At 76.6% G+C, this 15,144-nt stretch carries 13 protein-coding genes and 1 tRNA gene; 10 read left to right on the forward strand and 4 right to left on the reverse strand.

The features are described 5' to 3' along the window. Nucleotides 1-2 precede the first annotated feature (2 nt). On the forward strand, nt 3-746 hold the full coding sequence (locus tag HL054_RS18725) for a class I SAM-dependent methyltransferase (RefSeq protein WP_369140584.1): 744 nt from the start codon (nt 3-5) through the stop codon (nt 744-746). A 103-nt stretch (nt 747-849) separates the two neighbouring features. Next, nucleotides 850-1,470, forward strand: a complete 621-nt coding sequence (locus tag HL054_RS18730) for a maleylpyruvate isomerase family mycothiol-dependent enzyme (RefSeq protein ID WP_369140585.1) — start codon at nt 850-852, stop codon at nt 1,468-1,470. 18 nt (nt 1,471-1,488) lie between these two features. Here the strand turns inward: HL054_RS18730 and HL054_RS18735 are convergent, their stop codons facing one another. After that, nucleotides 1,489-2,289, reverse strand: coding sequence for a trans-aconitate 2-methyltransferase (locus HL054_RS18735; protein WP_369140586.1), 801 nt, complete (start codon nt 2,287-2,289; stop codon nt 1,489-1,491). Nucleotides 2,290-2,517: 228 nt separating this feature from the next. Here HL054_RS18735 and tmk point away from each other — a divergent pair, with 228 nt between their 5' ends. From tmk to HL054_RS18755, 4 genes are all read left to right on the forward strand, one after another. Further along, nucleotides 2,518-4,854, forward strand: coding sequence for a dTMP kinase (gene tmk, locus HL054_RS18740; protein ID WP_369140587.1), 2,337 nt, complete (start codon nt 2,518-2,520; stop codon nt 4,852-4,854). 43 nt (nt 4,855-4,897) lie between these two features. After that, nucleotides 4,898-6,076 (forward strand): DNA polymerase III subunit delta', encoded by a 1,179-nt coding sequence (locus HL054_RS18745; protein WP_369140589.1) that lies wholly within the window; start codon nt 4,898-4,900, stop codon nt 6,074-6,076. Between the two features lie 59 nt (nt 6,077-6,135). Beyond that, nucleotides 6,136-6,208, forward strand: a tRNA-Thr gene (locus HL054_RS18750). A gap of 173 nt (nt 6,209-6,381) precedes the next feature. Further along, complete coding sequence (locus HL054_RS18755; protein ID WP_369140590.1) at nt 6,382-6,978, forward strand: class I SAM-dependent methyltransferase; 597 nt, start codon at nt 6,382-6,384, stop codon at nt 6,976-6,978. A 68-nt stretch (nt 6,979-7,046) separates the two neighbouring features. Here the strand turns inward: HL054_RS18755 and HL054_RS18760 are convergent, their stop codons facing one another. From HL054_RS18760 to HL054_RS18770, 3 genes are all read right to left on the reverse strand, one after another. After that, nucleotides 7,047-7,505 (reverse strand): SRPBCC family protein, encoded by a 459-nt coding sequence (locus HL054_RS18760; RefSeq protein WP_369140591.1) that lies wholly within the window; start codon nt 7,503-7,505, stop codon nt 7,047-7,049. Nucleotides 7,506-7,545: 40 nt separating this feature from the next. Beyond that, the gene (locus HL054_RS18765; protein WP_369140592.1) at nt 7,546-9,141 is read right to left on the reverse strand and encodes a helicase HerA-like domain-containing protein; all 1,596 of its coding nucleotides are present in this window, start codon (nt 9,139-9,141) and stop codon (nt 7,546-7,548) included. A gap of 123 nt (nt 9,142-9,264) precedes the next feature. Then, nucleotides 9,265-9,762: an inorganic diphosphatase gene (locus tag HL054_RS18770; protein WP_369140593.1), complete on the reverse strand. Its 498-nt coding sequence runs from the start codon at nt 9,760-9,762 to the stop codon at nt 9,265-9,267. A gap of 102 nt (nt 9,763-9,864) precedes the next feature. Here HL054_RS18770 and dacB point away from each other — a divergent pair, with 102 nt between their 5' ends. From dacB to hpt, 4 genes are all read left to right on the forward strand, one after another. Then, complete coding sequence (gene dacB / locus HL054_RS18775) at nt 9,865-12,336, forward strand: D-alanyl-D-alanine carboxypeptidase/D-alanyl-D-alanine endopeptidase (RefSeq protein ID WP_369140594.1); 2,472 nt, start codon at nt 9,865-9,867, stop codon at nt 12,334-12,336. A gap of 85 nt (nt 12,337-12,421) precedes the next feature. Next, entirely contained in the window at nt 12,422-13,513 is a 1,092-nt protein-coding gene (locus HL054_RS18780) for a zinc-dependent metalloprotease (protein WP_369140595.1), read from the forward strand. Nucleotides 13,514-13,532: 19 nt separating this feature from the next. Continuing rightward, the gene (gene tilS, locus HL054_RS18785; RefSeq protein WP_369140596.1) at nt 13,533-14,537 is read left to right on the forward strand and encodes a tRNA lysidine(34) synthetase TilS; all 1,005 of its coding nucleotides are present in this window, start codon (nt 13,533-13,535) and stop codon (nt 14,535-14,537) included. 5 nt (nt 14,538-14,542) lie between these two features. Beyond that, complete coding sequence (hpt, locus tag HL054_RS18790; protein WP_440347955.1) at nt 14,543-15,142, forward strand: hypoxanthine phosphoribosyltransferase; 600 nt, start codon at nt 14,543-14,545, stop codon at nt 15,140-15,142. Nucleotides 15,143-15,144 lie beyond the last annotated feature (2 nt).

The following is a 15,144-nucleotide window of genomic DNA, read 5'->3' on the forward strand; positions in this document are numbered from 1 at the left end:
GGGTGGAGGGCTGGCAGGAGCGGCGGACGTCGTTCGGTCAGGTGGCGGCCGCCTACGCCGCGCTGCGCCCGGGCTACCCGGCCGACGCGGTCGCCTTCCTGCTCGGGGAGCGGCCGCGACGGGTGCTCGACCTGGGCGCCGGCACCGGCCTGCTGACCGACGTCCTGCTCGCCGCCGGGCACGAGGTGCTCGCCGTCGACCTGTCCGCTCCGATGCTCGAGCAGCTGGCCGCGCGGCTGCCACAGGTGCCCACGGCCGTCGGCGGCGCGGAGAGCCTCCCGCTGCCCGACGCGGACGTCGACGCGGTGGTCGCTGGTCAGGCCGCGCACTGGTTCGACGTGGCCCCGGCCGCCGCCGAGCTGCGCCGGGTGCTCCGTCCGGGCGGTGTCGTCGGGCTGATCTGGAACACCCGCGACGTGCGGGTGCCCTGGGTGCGGGCGCTCGGTGAGCTGCTGGCCGAGGAGTCGCGGGACCACGAGGCCGACCAGGGCGTCGTCGACCGGTTCGCCGCGGAGCTGCCGGCGACCGTCGAGGTCTTCGACTCCGGCGTCGTCCAGCAGGTGACGCCGGAGCAGGTCGTCGCCGGGATCGGCACCCGCAGCTACGTCGCGACCATGGACGACGACCGGCGCACGGCCTTCCTCGGCCGGGTCCGGGAGCTGCTGGCCGCCCACCCCGACACCGCGGGCCGCGACCGGCTCGAGCTGCCGCACACCACCCGCGCCTACCGCCTCACGCCGCGGTGACGAGGGCCGGCGATGAGTCCGGGCGCTCGCGGGCGTCTGCACGTCGGTGCCCCGACGGGGTGCCGGACGACCCGCGCCCGCCCGGGCCAGCGAAGGGACCGAGATGACCGAGAGCAGCAACGACGCCGACCTCCAGCCGTGGGTGGGGCAGACCTGCGACGGGCTGGCCGACCTGCTGGCCGCCGAGCCCACCGCGACCTGGGACGCCCCCTCGCTGTGCGCGGGCTGGCAGGTCCGGCACGTGGTGGCGCACGTGACCATGCCGGCCCGGCTGACGCCCCAGCAGTTCGGCGCCGAGATGGCGGCCGCCGGCGGGGACTTCCAGCGGCTGTCCGACACCGTCGCCGCCCGCGATGCCGCCCTGCCGGGCGCCGACCTGCTCGCCGCGCTGCGCTCGCCGGTGCTGCACGCCTGGCAGCCGCCGGGCGGTGGCGCGGCCGGGGCCCTCGACCACGCGGTCGTCCACGCGCTGGACGTGACCGTGGCGCTCGGCCGGCCCTCGGTCGCCCCGGCCCCGGCCGTCCTCGCCGTCCTCGACGAGCTCACCGCCGCGGAGGGCGCGGTCTTCGGCATCGACCTGACCGGCGTCCGCCTCGAGGCTCCCGACGCGGGATGGAGCTGGGGCGAGGGGGTGGGCGACGTCGTCCGGGCGGACAGCGGTGCGCTGGTGTCGTTGCTGGCCGGGCGCCGGCTCCCCGACGGCCGGGCCCTGCGCCGCCGTTGACCCGCCGCTCACCCCCGCTCAGCCGGAGCGGTGGCCCACGGCGAAGAGCCGGCGGAACGGCAGCACCGTCGTCCCGTCGGCCCGCTGCGGGTACGCCTCCCGCAGGGCCGCGGCGTACTCGGCGGTGAGCTCGTCGGCGTCCGGCGGGGACAGCCGGGCGAGCACCGGGCGCAGCACCGTCCCGGAGACCCAGCGGAGGACCGGGTCCGGGCCGGTCAGCACGTGCAGGTACGTCGTCTCCCAGACGTCGGCGTCCAGCCCGGCCGCGCTGAGCACGTCCAGGTAGCCGGTGGGCGTGAGGACGGCGGCCGGGTCGAGGACCGTGTCGTCCCCGGGCGCCAGCCGCGACGACCACCGGGGCCGGTCGACCAGCGCCGCCAGCAGCGCGTGGGTGGGTGCGGCCTGGTTGCCGGGCACCTGCACCGCCAGCCAGCCGTCCTCGGCGAGCGCGGCCGCCCACCGGGACAGCAGCGGCCCGTGGCCGGGCACCCAGTGCAGCGCGGCGTTGCTCAGCAGCACGTCGACCGGGCCGTCCGGCTGCCAGTCGGTGAGGTCGCCGGCGACGAACTCCAGCCGGCCCGGGACGGCGCGGGGCGCGGCGGCGGCGAGCATCGCCGGTGAGCTGTCCACCCCGGTGACGGCGGCGTCGGGCCAGCGCTGTGCCAGCGTCGCGGTCACCGAGCCGTCCCCGCAGCCCAGGTCCACCACGACCTGCGGGTCCTCGGCGCCGACCCGGGCGACCAGCTCGGCGAACGGGCGGGCGCGCTCGCCGGCGAACCGCAGGTATGCGGCGGGGTCCCAGCTGCCGGGGTTCTGCACCGGCCGAGGCTAGCGCCGGACGGCCCCGCGAGGCGGACGGCGACGGCCCGGTTCCGTCGTCCGCGCCCGGTACGGTGGCCGGGCCGACGCGACACCACCCGTGCCGCCACACCCCGGGGAGTCCCGATCAGCTCCGACCCGACGGACCGCCCGTCCGCCGGCGGCCCGTCCGCCGACCGGCCGGCTGCCGACGGCCCGGCCGCGGTGCCCGGCACCGGGTCCGGCGGGGTGACCGGCGCGCCGCCGGAGCCGCGCCGGGCGGTGCCCGCCGACAGCCTGCCGCCGGCCGGCACCCCCACCCCCGACGGCGCCGGCGTGCCGCTGGTCGGCCTGCACCTCGACGCCACCCCCGCGCCAGCCCCCGCGCCCACCCCCGCGCCCACCCCCGCGCCCACCCCCGCGCCCACCCCCGCGCACGACCCCGCGACGGGGACCGGGCGCGACGAGGGACCGCACGCCGGTGACGACGACGGGCTCGGCGGCGGGGTGAGCACGGCCGCGAAGGTGCGCGCCGTCCTGCGGGTCCGCGACTTCCGCAAGCTGTGGCTGTCGATGTCGCTGTCCAGCTTCGGCGACTGGCTGGGCCTGCTGGCGATCACCGCGACCGCGACCTCGCTGGTGGACGGCTTCGCCGCGGCCAACTTCGCCCTCGGCGGCGTGCTGCTGTTCCGGCTGCTCCCGGCGATCGTGCTCGGCCCGCTGGCCGGCGCCTTCGCCGACCGGTTCGACCGGCGCAAGACGATGGTCGTCACCGACGTCTTCCGCTTCGCCCTCTTCGCGTCCATCCCGCTGGTCGACGAGCTGGTCTGGCTGTTCATCGCCCAGTTCCTGATCGAGGCGATCAGCCTGTTCTGGATCCCCGCCAAGGAGGCGGCGGTCCCGAACATGCTCCGCAAGGACCAGCTGGAGCCGGCCAACCAGCTGTCGCTGGTGACCACCTACGGGCTCACCCCGCTGCTGGCCGCGGTCGTGTTCGCCGTCCTCGGCTCGGTGGGCGGGCGGCTGAGCGACCTCGTCCCGGGGGTCGACGAGATCGACCTGGCCCTCTACCTGAACGCGGTCACCTTCCTGGTCGCCGCGGTGGTCATCTGGAACCTCCCCTCGATCAGCGGCCGCCGGGCCGCGGGCACCCAGGTCACCGGGGAGAGCTTCTTCGGCTCGTTGCGCGAGGGCTTCTCCTTCGCCGGGCACACCCCGCTGGTCCGCGGGCTGGTCGTCGGGATCACCGGGGCATTCGTCGCCGCCGGCGTCGTGATCGCCACCGGCCAGGCGTTCGTCAACGCCCTCGGCGGCGGCCAGGCCGCCTACGGGCTGCTGTTCGGCTCGGTCTTCCTCGGCCTCGGCCTGGGCATCGCCTGCGGTCCCGGCATCGCCCGCGACCTCTCCCGCGAGCGGCTCTTCGGCGTCGCCCTGGTCGGCGCCGGGGCCTCGCTGCTGCTGCTGGCCTGCTCGCTCACGCTCTGGATCGCGCTGCTGCTGGTCGTGGCGATGGGCTTCTTCGCCGGCATCGCCTACCTGGCCGGGTTCACCCTGCTGGGCACCGAGGTGGAGGACGCCCTCCGCGGCCGCACCTTCGCGCTGGTCCAGTCGCTGGTGCGGGCGGCGCTGATCGTGTCGCTGGGCATCGCGCCGTTCGGGGTGGCGCTGATCGGCCAGCACCGGGTCGACCTGGGCGCCTTCACCCTCCCGGTCACCGGCGAGCGCGTCATGCTCCTGGTGGCCGCGCTGCTCACCGTCGCGGTCGGCGTGCTGTCCTACCGGCAGATGGACGACGGCCGGCCGGTGCCGCTGGTCGCCGACGTCGTCACCGCGCTCCGCCGGGACACCACGGCCCGGCGCCGGCTGGCCGGCGGCGGGGTGTTCATCGCGTTCGAGGGCGGCGAGGGCGCGGGCAAGTCCACCCAGGTCCGCCGGCTGCAGGAGTGGCTCACCGAGGAGGGCCTGGTCGCCCGGGCCACCCGCGAGCCGGGGGCGACGCCGTCGGGCGGGCGGATCCGGGCGATCGTGCTCGACCACGCCAGCGCCGGGCTCTCGCCGCGCGCCGAGGCGCTGCTCTACGCCGCCGACCGCGCGCAGCACGTGCACGACGTGCTCCGGCCGGCCCTGGACGCCGGCGAGGTGGTGATCACCGACCGGTTCGTCGACAGCTCGCTGGCCTACCAGGGCGCCGGTCGCACCATCCCGATGGACGACGTCCGCTCGATCTCCCGCTGGGCCACCGAGGGGCTGCAGCCCGACCTGACGATCCTGCTGGACCTGCCCCCCGAGGTGGGGCTGGCCCGGGCCCGCGGCCGGGCCAGCGCCGACCGGCTGGAGTCGGAGTCGCTGGACTTCCACCAGCGGGTCCGGCGCACCTTCAACGCCCTGGCCGAGGCGCAGCCCGACCGGTACCTGGTGCTCGACGCCCGCCGCACCCCGGACGAGCTGGCCGCGGCGATCCGCGCCCGGGTCAGCGAGCTGATGCAGGGGCTGCCGCTGCAGCAGCTCCCGCCGGACGCCCCGCACCCGCGGCGGCACGGCGACACCACCGTCCAGACCGGCACCACGCCGCAGCTGCACCCCTGACGGACCCCGAGGGGCCGGTGAGCGCGTGGGGGAGGATGGACAGGTGACCGCTGGTGGGGTGTGGGCCGACGTCGTGGGCCAGCCCGACGTGGTCGCGGAGCTGCGGGCCGCGGTGGCCCAGCCGGGGTCGATGACCCACGCCTGGCTGTTCACCGGACCGCCCGGCTCGGGCCGCTCGGTGGCGGCGCGGGCCTTCGCCGCCGCGCTGCAGTGCCCGGCCGGCGGCGACGGCACCTGCCACGAGTGCCGCACCGTGCTGCACGGCAGCCACGCCGACGTGCACCGGGTCGTGCCCGAGGGGCTGTCCATCGGTGTCGCCGAGGTGCGCGGCATCGTCCGCACCGCGGCACGGGCGCCGTCGCAGGGCCGCTGGCAGATCGTGCTGGTCGAGGACGCCGACCGGATGAGCGAGGCGGCGTCCAACGCCGTGCTGAAGATGCTGGAGGAGCCGCCGCCGCGCACCGTCATCCTGCTCTGCGCGCCGTCCCTGCACCCCGACGACGTCCCGGTCACCATCCGCTCCCGCTGCCGGGTGGTGCCGCTGCGGACGCCGACCGTCGAGTCGGTCGCCGAGGTGCTGGTCCGCCGGGACGGCGTCGACCCGGCGCTGGCGGCCTGGTCGGCGGCGGCCGCCGCCGGGCACATCGGCCGGGCCAGGCACCTGGCCCGCGACGAGTCGGCCCGGCTGGCCCGCAAGGCCGTGTTGGACATCCCGCTGTCGCTGGTGTCGCTGGCCGCCTGCCTCAACGCCGCCGACGACCTGGTCGGCTCGGCCAAGGAGGAGTCGGACAAGACGGTGGCCGAGGTGGACGGCCCGGAGACCGAGGCGGTCAAGGCCAGCCTCGGGGTCGGCGCCCGCGGCCCGGGCGTGGCCGCGGCCAGCCGGAACGCCGGTGCCCTCAAGGAGCTGGAGACCCGGCAGAAGCGGCGGGCCACCCGGATCGGCCGGGACTCGCTGGACCGCGCGCTGGTCGACCTGGCCGCCCTCTACCGGGACGCGCTCGTGGTCGCGGCGGTCGGCGGTGACCCGGCCGAGCGAGGCCTGCCGCTGGCCCACCCGGACCGCCGGGCCGACGCGATGGAGCTGGCCCGCCGGATCGGCCCCGAGGGTGCGGTCCGCCGGATCGACGCGATCCTCGCCGCGCGCACCGCGCTGGAGCAGAACGTGAAGCCGCAGATCGCCGTCGAGGCGCTCACCGTGGCGCTGCGGCTGCCCGCCTGACCCCGGCAGGGGGTCCGCAGCCGGGCAAGCGCGGTGCCGTAAGCTCACCCGCGCAGTCCGCCGCCTTAGCTCAGTCGGTAGAGCATCTCACTCGTAATGAGAAGGTCGTCGGTTCGATTCCGACAGGCGGCTCACATCTGACCAGCCAGCTCGCAGCGGACGCTGTCGGTCGACGAGGTGGCCAGAGCGTCCTGCTACGGCTACCGGTCTGAGGAACGCCCCACCGTTCGCGGCCCACGGACCGCCGTGTCATCGTGCAACCGAGGGCGGGAAGCCGGACCCGCTCCAGCGTGTCCGGGGAGCTCATGAGCCAGAACGTCAGTGACCGATTGCGCTTCCTGCGTGCTTTTGCGTCCAACCCCCGCCAGGTGGGCGCGATCCTGCCCACGTCCCGGTGGGCGGTGCGGGACATGCTCGACCTCGCCGACGTGGCGGGTGCCGATCTGGTGGTGGAGCTGGGGGCCGGGACGGGGGTGTCCACGGGGCAGATCCTCGACCGGATGCACGGGTCCGCCCGCCTGGTGGCGCTGGAGATCGACCCACGACTGGCCGGGCTGCTGGCTCAGCGATACGCCGATCCGCGCCTGGAGGTGGTCTGCGACTCCGCCGAGAACGTGCGGCGTCACCTGGACGGCGCGGCGGCTGACGTGCTGGTCTGCGCCCTGCCCTTCACGTCCCTCGAGCCGGCAACGAGACGCCGCATCCTCGACCTGCTGCCCCAGGTCCTCGGACGGCGCGGGGTGGCCGTCGTCATCCAGTACTCACCCCTGATCCTCCCGGAGCTGCGGCGGCTCTTCCCCGTCGTGCGCCAGCGGATGTCGCCGCGGAACGTCCCGCCCGCCTTCCTGTTCGCCTGCTCGGGCGGCGACGGCACGGGGACGGCCGCGACCTCGTCCGAGTGACGGCGCGGCCGCGCCGCCATCGCCACGCGGGACGTCGGCCGGGAATCGCGCCGCGCTGTCCCAGGCCGTCAGTCGCGCTCGGCGATGGCGGCGAGCCGGGCGAGCGAGGCCTCGAGCCGGCCGACGCCGGTGTCCCGGGCCCGGACGAAGCGCTTCTCGTCGGTCAGCTCGGTCCAGTCGTAGGTGTGGGTGACCCGCGTCCGCCCCGCATCGAGCGGCTCGAGCTCCCACGACCACAGGTGCCCGGGGGGCTGCTGACCCGGCTCGGCTGGTCGCCAGGCGATCCGCCGGCCCTCCTCGAACTCCACGACGTGGTTCTCCCGGACGGTGCCGTTCGTGATCGCCATGACGAACACCTGGCCGACCGCCCGGGCCCGCTGCCCGTCGGCGGCCCGGGACAGGTTCTCGTTGCCGTCCCACTCGGGCTGGCGGGCCGGGTCGGCGATGAGCTCGAAGACCTCCTCCGCACCGGCCGCGATCTCCCGGCTCGCCTCGACGCGACGCTGTTCCTGCTGGTCACTGGTCACCGCGACAGTCAAGCACCGGCGGCCGGGGAGCAGACCGTCCTCAGCGGCGGCGTCGGGTGCCGAAGAGGCCGCGGGTGATCTCCCGGCCCAGCGCCGACGCCGCTGAGCGGGCGAAGGACCGGAACACCGGCGAGCTCAGCACGCCGCCCAGCACCCCGTCGTCCGCCGGCTCCTGCCGCGGTGCGCGCCGGCGGGCCGGTGCCTCGTCGTCGCGGGAGGAGGGCGCGCGGCGTTCCGGACCGCGCGGGGCCGGCTCGGGCGGGGTCATCCGGGCGGCCAGCCGCTCGTAGGCGGAGTCGCGGTCCAGCGGCTGCCCGTAGCGGTCCTGCAGCGGCGAGGCGTCGACCACCCGCTGCAGTTCGGCCGGGTCGAGCGGGCCCATGGTGGAGCGGGGCGCGCGGAGCATGGTCCAGGCGACGGGGGTCGGGGCGCCCCGCTCGCTGAGCACGGTCACCAGCGCCTCGCCGGTGCCGAGCGCCCCGAGGGTCTCGGCGATGTCGTAGGCCTCGCTCTTCGGGTACGTCCGCACCGTCTTCTTCAGCGCGTCGGCGTCCTCGGGGGTGAACGACCGGAGCGCGTGCTGCACCCGGTTGCCCAGCTGGCCCAGCACCGCCGACGGCACGTCGGTCGGGTTCTGGGTGACGAAGAAGACCCCGACCCCCTTGGACCGGATCAGCCGCACCGTCTGGGTCACCGTCTCCAGGAACGCCTTGCTGGCCCCGGAGAACAGCAGGTGGGCCTCGTCGAAGAAGAAGACCAGCTTGGGCCGGTCCAGGTCGCCCACCTCGGGCAGCTCCTCGAACAGGTCGGCGAGCAGCCACATCAGGAAGGTGGAGAACAGCTGGGGGCGGCCCTGCAGCTCGCTGAGCTCCACCGAGCTGATCACGCCGCGGCCGTCGGCGGCGGTCCGGAGCAGGTCGGTCGTCTCCCACTCCGGCTCGCCGAAGAACACGTCGCCGCCGCCGTCCTGCAGCTCGATCAGCTCGCGCAGCAGCACCCCGGCGGTGGACCGGGACAGCCCGCCGAGCTCGGCGAGCGCCGGCTTGCCCTCGTCGCTGGTGAGGAAGCTGATCACCGCCCGGAGGTCCTTGAGGTCCAGCAGCGGCAGACCCGCGGAGTCGGCGTAGTGGAACACCAGCGACAGCGAGCTGGTCTGGGTGGCGTTGAGGTCCAGCACCTTGCTCAGCAGCAGCGGGCCGAAGGAGGTGATCGTCGCCCGCAGCGGCACCCCGGCGCCGAGGCCGCCGAGCGCCAGGTACTCGACGGGGTGGCCGGTCGGCGTCCAGTCGTCGGCGGTGTCCGCGGCGCGGGCGCGCACCCGGTCGCCGTCCTCGCCGGGACGCGCCAGGCCGGTCAGGTCGCCCTTGACGTCGGCCAGCACCACGGGCACGCCCTGCGCGGAGAGCTGCTCGGCCAGCAGCTGCAGCGTCTTGGTCTTGCCGGTGCCGGTGGCGCCGGCGATGAGGCCGTGCCGGTTCATCATCGACAGCGGCACGCGCACCTGGGCCCCGGGGTGCGATCGTCCGCCGTGCACGACAGCGCCGAGCTCCAGCGCCGGACCGGGGGTGGCGTAGCCCGCCGCGATCTCCAGCGCCACGGCATCGGGAGCGGCGGTCTGTTCCTCAGGTGTGCTCACGTCGTCCTGTCCGTCCGGGGGCTGGGCGCAGGCAAGCCTGCCGGGGACCGGGCCGTCCCGCCAGACGCCGACGGCGGCGCACCCGGGTGGGTGCGCCGCCGTCGGCGTCGGTGCGTGCTGGGGTCAGTGCTTCCCGTAAGGGGTGTCGATGGCGCGCTCGCGGGAGGCGATGATCTCGGCCTCGGCCTCGGCCCGGCCGACCCACTCGGCACCTTCGACCGACTTGCCCGGCTCGAGGTCCTTGTAGGTCTCGAAGAAGTGCTGGATCTCCAGCCGGTCGAACTCGGAGACGTCGTTGATGTCCTGCAGGTGCGCTACCCGGGGGTCCGTCGCCGGGACGGTGAGGACCTTGTCGTCCCCGCCCTTCTCGTCGGTCATCCGGAACATGCCGATGGCACGGCAGGTGATGAGGCACCCCGGGAAGGTCGGCTCCTCCAGGAGCACGAGCGCGTCGAGTGGGTCACCGTCCATCCCGAGCGTCTCCTCGATGTACCCGTAGTCGGCGGGGTACCGGGTCGAGGTGAACAGCATCCGGTCCAGGCGGATGCGTCCGGTGGCGTGGTCCAGCTCGTACTTGTTCCGCTGGCCCTTGGGGATCTCTACCGTCACGTCGAACTGCACGCCGATAGTGTGTCGTACGACCGGCCGTCGTGTCGGTGCAGGTCACTCCAGGGGGTGGGGGAGATCGCGGACAGTCCGCGCGAGCAGGCGTCCGAGCAGCCGGTGGACGGGTCCGCCGGCGCCCTCCCGGAGCAGACCGAGGACAGCGCGACGACGCCTCCCGGGCCCCCCGCAGCAGAGCCCGGCCCGCCCGTCGAGGGGGACGACGCCCCGCCGGACGACGCCTCGACCGACGACGCCTCGACCGACGACGCCCCGCCGGACGACGCCCTGCCGGGACCGGTGACCGCGGACGCGACGGCGACCGCCGGGGACGTTGCCGCGGGACCGTCGCCCGACGACCCGGCGCCCGTCGGGCCGGCTGCCGAGGTGCCGCCGGCGGACCTGCCGACCGCAGGTGCCGACCCCGCCGCCGAGCAGGCCCGGCGCCGCGCCGTCGAGCAGGCCGCCGCCGACCTCGCCGAGGTGAAGCGGTGGGCCGCCGAGCGGGCTGCGGCCGACCGTGCCGCTGCCGAGGCCACCGAGCTGGCCGCCGCCGCCCAGGCGGCCGCCGACGAGGCCGAGCTCGAGCGCGCCCGCGCCGAGCAGGCCGCTGCCGACCTCGCCGCCGTCCGGGAGTGGGCCGCCCAGCGGGCCGCCGCCGACCAGGCGGAGCAGGCCGCGGCGCAGCGGGCCGCGGACGACGAGCGGGCCGCCCACCAGGCCGCCCAGGCAGAACGGGCCGCCGCCGAGGAGGCCGCGCAGGCGGAGCAGGCAGCGGCGGTCCAGGCAGCGGCGGACCAGGCAGCGGCGGACCAGGCAGCGGCCGAGCAGGCGGAGGCGGACCGGGCGGCGGAGCAGGCCGAGGCGGAGGCCGAGGCCGACCGGCTCGACGCCGAGCGCCGGGCCGCCGACCGCACCGAGGCCGAGCGCGCCGCCACCGCTGCCGCGATGGCCGCCGAGCGGGCGGCCGCCCAGCAGGAGGCCACCGACCGGGCCGCCGCGGCGCGGCAGGCCGCGGCCGACGAGCAGGCGGCCCGGGACCGTGCAGCCGGCGAGCGCGCCGACGTCGAGCGCGCCCAGGCGGTGTGGGCCGAGCAGCGCCAGGCCGCCGCGGACAAGGCTGCCCGGCGCCCCACCCCGGGCCCCCGCGCCGGGACCCGCGGCCCCGCGCCCGCCCACCGCGGCGCCACCGCCGCGGCCGCCGAGCCGGTCCGCCGACGTCGGGGCCTGGTGGTGCTGCTGGCCGCCGTCCTCGCGCTGGCCCTGGTCGCCGGTGGCGTCGTCCTGGCGCTGCGGCTGACCGGCGGGGAGAGCACCGTCGCCGAGGACGCCGAGCAGGTGCCCGACGCGGTGCTGCCCGAGCTCACCGACCCCGCCCCGGTGCTCGCCGAGCTGTCCGCCGACGCCCCGGCCCCGACGCCGGCCGCGCTGTCCGCCGTCCTGGCACCGCTGCTGGCGGCGCCCGCGCTCGGCGCCGGGCTGTCCGCGCAGGTCGTCGACGTCGCGACCGGGCAGGTGCTCTTCGACCGGGACGCCGCCGACCCCAGCACCCCGGCGTCGACCGCGAAGCTGCTCACCGGGCTGGCCGCGCTGACCACGCTGGGCCCGACCGCCACCCTCGCCACCACCGTGGTCGAGGGCGCCGCCCCCGGTCAGGTGGTGCTGGTCGGCGGAGGAGACCCCACGCTGTCGACCACCTCGCCGTCCACCGACTACCCCGGTGCGGCGACGGTCGCCGACCTCGCGGCGCAGGTGCAGCAGGCCCTCGGCGGGACGCCGGTGACCAGCGTCGTCGTGGACAACTCGCTGTTCACCGGTCCGCTCACCGCCTCCGGCTGGGGGGCGGAGGACGCGCCGTCCACCTACGCCGCCCCGGTCACCGCCACCGCCGTCGACGGCGCCCGGGTCCGGCCCGGCCAGGACCAGCGCAGCGGCGCCCCCGGCACCGACGCCGGCCGCGCGCTCGCCGCGGCGCTGGGCGCACCGGGTGCGGCGCTCTCCCTGGGCACCGCACCGGCGGGCGCCCGCACGCTGGGCAGCGTCGAGTCCGCGCCGGTCGCCCGGCTGGTCGACCAGGCGCTGACCGCGTCGGACAACCTGCTCTCCGAGGCCCTCGGCCGCCAGGTCGCGCTCGCCCGCGGGCTGCCGGCGACCTTCGACGGCGCAGCCGACGCGATCACCGCGGCCGTCGCCGAGGCGGGCCTGGACACCACCGGGCTGGCCCTCTCCGACGGCAGCGGGCTCTCGGTGGAAGACCGCGTGCCCGCCCGGCTGCTGGTCGACGTCCTCCGGGGCGTGGCCGACGGCAGCCTGGACGGCGCCGACGGGCTGCTCTCCGGGCTGCCGGTCGCCGGGTACACCGGCACCCTGACCGAGCGCGCCGTCGCGGCCGGCCAGGCCGCCCCGGGCTCGGTGCGGGCCAAGACCGGCACGCTGCTCGGCGTGAACGACCTGGCCGGCACGGTGGTCACCGCCGAGGGCCGGTTGCTGGCCTTCGCCGTGCTCGCCGACGGCACGGTCGGCAGCCTCACCGCGGGGGAGGGCTCGCTGGACCTCGTCGCCGACGCCCTGGCCGGTTGCGGGTGCAGGTGACCCCCTGTAACGGCCACCTCTCAGGGGCCCGCAGCGAGCGTGCGAGCTGTGGGGGGAGAGGTGGTCCTTCACGTACGGTGAGGCGATGAGCCGCCCCTCGTCCCTCGTCGACTGGGACCTCGCCGGCCGCACCGCCCGCCGCCTGGCGAAGCCCGGGCCGGACACCACCCGCGAGGAGGCCGCCGCCGTCGTCGCGGAGCTGCACCGCGCCGCCGCGACCGCCGTCGCCCACGTGGAGGAGCTCACCGGCCTGCACCCGGTGCCCGGGGGCCCCGAGCCCACGGTCGCCGTCGTCGACCGGCCCGGCTGGGTCGACGCCAACACCGCCGGCATGGCCGCCCTCCTCGACCCGCTGGCCGAGGCGCTGCAGGCGGCCCAGGGCAAGGCGCCCGGGCCGGTGGCGACCGCGATCGGCTCGCGCGCGACCGGCGTCCAGGCCGGTGGTGTGCTGGCCTTCCTGTGCAGCCGGGTGCTCGGCCAGTACGAGGTGTTCGGCAGCGGCGGCCGGCTGCTGCTGGTCGCTCCCAACATCGTCGAGACCGAGCGCCGGCTGGGCGTCGACCCCACCGACTTCCGGCTCTGGGTCTGCCTGCACGAGGTCACCCACCAGCTGCAGTTCACCGCCGTGCCCTGGCTGCGCGGCTACCTGGAGGAGCAGGTCAGCTCCTTCGCCGAGGCCACCGACCTGACCCCCGACGTGCTGCGCGAGCGGCTCACCGACGTGCTGCGCAGCCTGTCCGACGTCGTCCGGGGCAACGGGGACGACGACACCCCGCAGGGCCTGATGGCGCTGGTCAAGGACCCGGCGCAGCGGGCCGCGCTGGACCGGGTGACGGCGGTGATGAGCCTGGTCGAGGGGCACGCCGAGTACGTCATGGACGGCGTCGGCCCGGACGTCGTCCCCTCCGTGCGCACCCTGCGCAAGCGCTTCGCCCAGCGCCGCAAGGGCCGCGGCCCGGTCGACCGGGTGCTGCGCCGGCTGCTGGGGCTGGAGCAGAAGATGCAGCAGTACGCCGACGGCCGGGTCTTCGTCGCCGGCGTGGTCGACCTGGTCGGCATGGCCGGCTTCAACCAGGTCTGGGCGGGCCCGGCCAACCTGCCGCTCAAGGACGAGCTCACCGAGCCCGCCCGCTGGGTGGAGCGCGTGCTGGGCACCCGCCCGGCGATCCCGGCCTGACCGGGGCGGCAGCGAGGCCATGGCAGGGCCGCATCCCGCCGTCGCCGCGGTGCGGGCCGCGGTGCGCCCGGGGCTGACCTCGACGACGGGGCCGCTGCTGGTCGCCTGCAGCGGCGGGGCCGACTCGGTCGCGCTGGCCGCGGCGCTGGCGTTCGAGGCACCCCGGGCCGGCCGCCGGGTCGGCGCGGTCACCGTCGACCACCGCCTGCAGCCCGGCTCCGCCGAGCAGGCCCAGCGCACCGCGGCGCTGCTCCGCTCGCTGCGGCTGGACCCGGTGCTCGTCGTCCCGGTGACGGTCGGCTCGGCCGGTGGCCCGGAGGGGGCCGCCCGGGACGCCCGGGCGGCGGCGCTGCGCGGGGTCGCCGCCACCCACGGCGGCACCGTGGCGCTGGGGCACACCCTCGACGACCAGGCCGAGACCGTGCTGCTCGGGTTGGCCCGCGGGTCGGGCCCGCGGTCGGTGGCCGGCATGGTCGAGCAGCGGCCCCCGTTCTGGCGCCCGCTGCTGGGGCTGCGCCGGGAGACCACCCGCGCGGCCTGCCTCGCCCAGGAGCTGCCGGTCTGGGACGACCCGTGGAACACCGACCCGGCCTACACCCGGGTCCGGCTGCGCACCGAGGTGCTGCCGCTGCTGGAGGACGTGCTCGGCGGCGGCGTCGGCCCGGCGCTGGCCCGCACCGCGGCGCTGCTGCGCGAGGACCTGGACGCCCTGGACGCCCTCGCCGCCCACGAGCTGGGCGCGCTGACCGGCCCGGACGGCGGCCTGCCCGCCGGCCCGCTCGCCGAGCTGCCGGCCGCGCTGCGCCGGCGGGTGCTGCGCAGCTGGCTGCTGCGCGCCGGGGTGCCCGACCTGCAGGGCGTGCACCTGGCGGCGGTCGACGCGCTGCTCACCCGCTGGCGCGGGCAGGGCCGGGCCGACCTACCCGGTGGTACGGGGGTGGTCCGGGCGTCTGGCAGGCTGACGGTGCAGCGCGGCCCCCGTGCCGCGGCCCCCGCAGCCGTCGATCCCCCCGAGGAGCCCTGAGCGCCGTGAGCGAGCCCGCCACCCCTGGAGCGCAGGCACCCGGGCCGTTGGGCCCCGACCACGGCTACGGCCCCGACATCGACCACGTGCTGCTGTCCGAGGAGCAGATCCAGGGCAAGATCGCCGAGCTCGCCGCCCGGATCGCGGTCGACTACGCCGGCCGCGAGGTGCTGCTCGTCGGCGTCCTCAAGGGCGCGGTGCTGTTCATGTCCGACTTCGCCCGGGCCCTGCAGCTGCCCACCCAGATGGAGTTCATGGCGGTCTCCTCCTACGGCAGCGCCACCAGCTCCTCCGGCGTCGTCCGGATCCTCAAGGACCTCGACCGGGACATCGCCGACAAGCACGTGCTCGTCCTCGAGGACATCATCGACTCGGGCCTGACGCTGTCCTGGCTGCTGAAGAACCTCGGCAGCCGCCGGCCGGCGTCCCTCGAGGTCTGCACCCTGCTGCGCAAGCCCGACGCGGTGAAGGTCGACGTCCCGGTCCGCTACGTCGGCTTCGACATCCCCAACGAGTTCGTCGTGGGCTACGGCCTCGACTTCGCCGAGCGGTACCGCGACCTGCCCTACATCGCCACGCTCAAGCCCGAGGTCTACTCCTCCTAGCG

The organism is Modestobacter versicolor (assembly GCF_041028285.1).
Classification (GTDB): domain Bacteria; phylum Actinomycetota; class Actinomycetes; order Mycobacteriales; family Geodermatophilaceae; genus Modestobacter; species Modestobacter versicolor_A.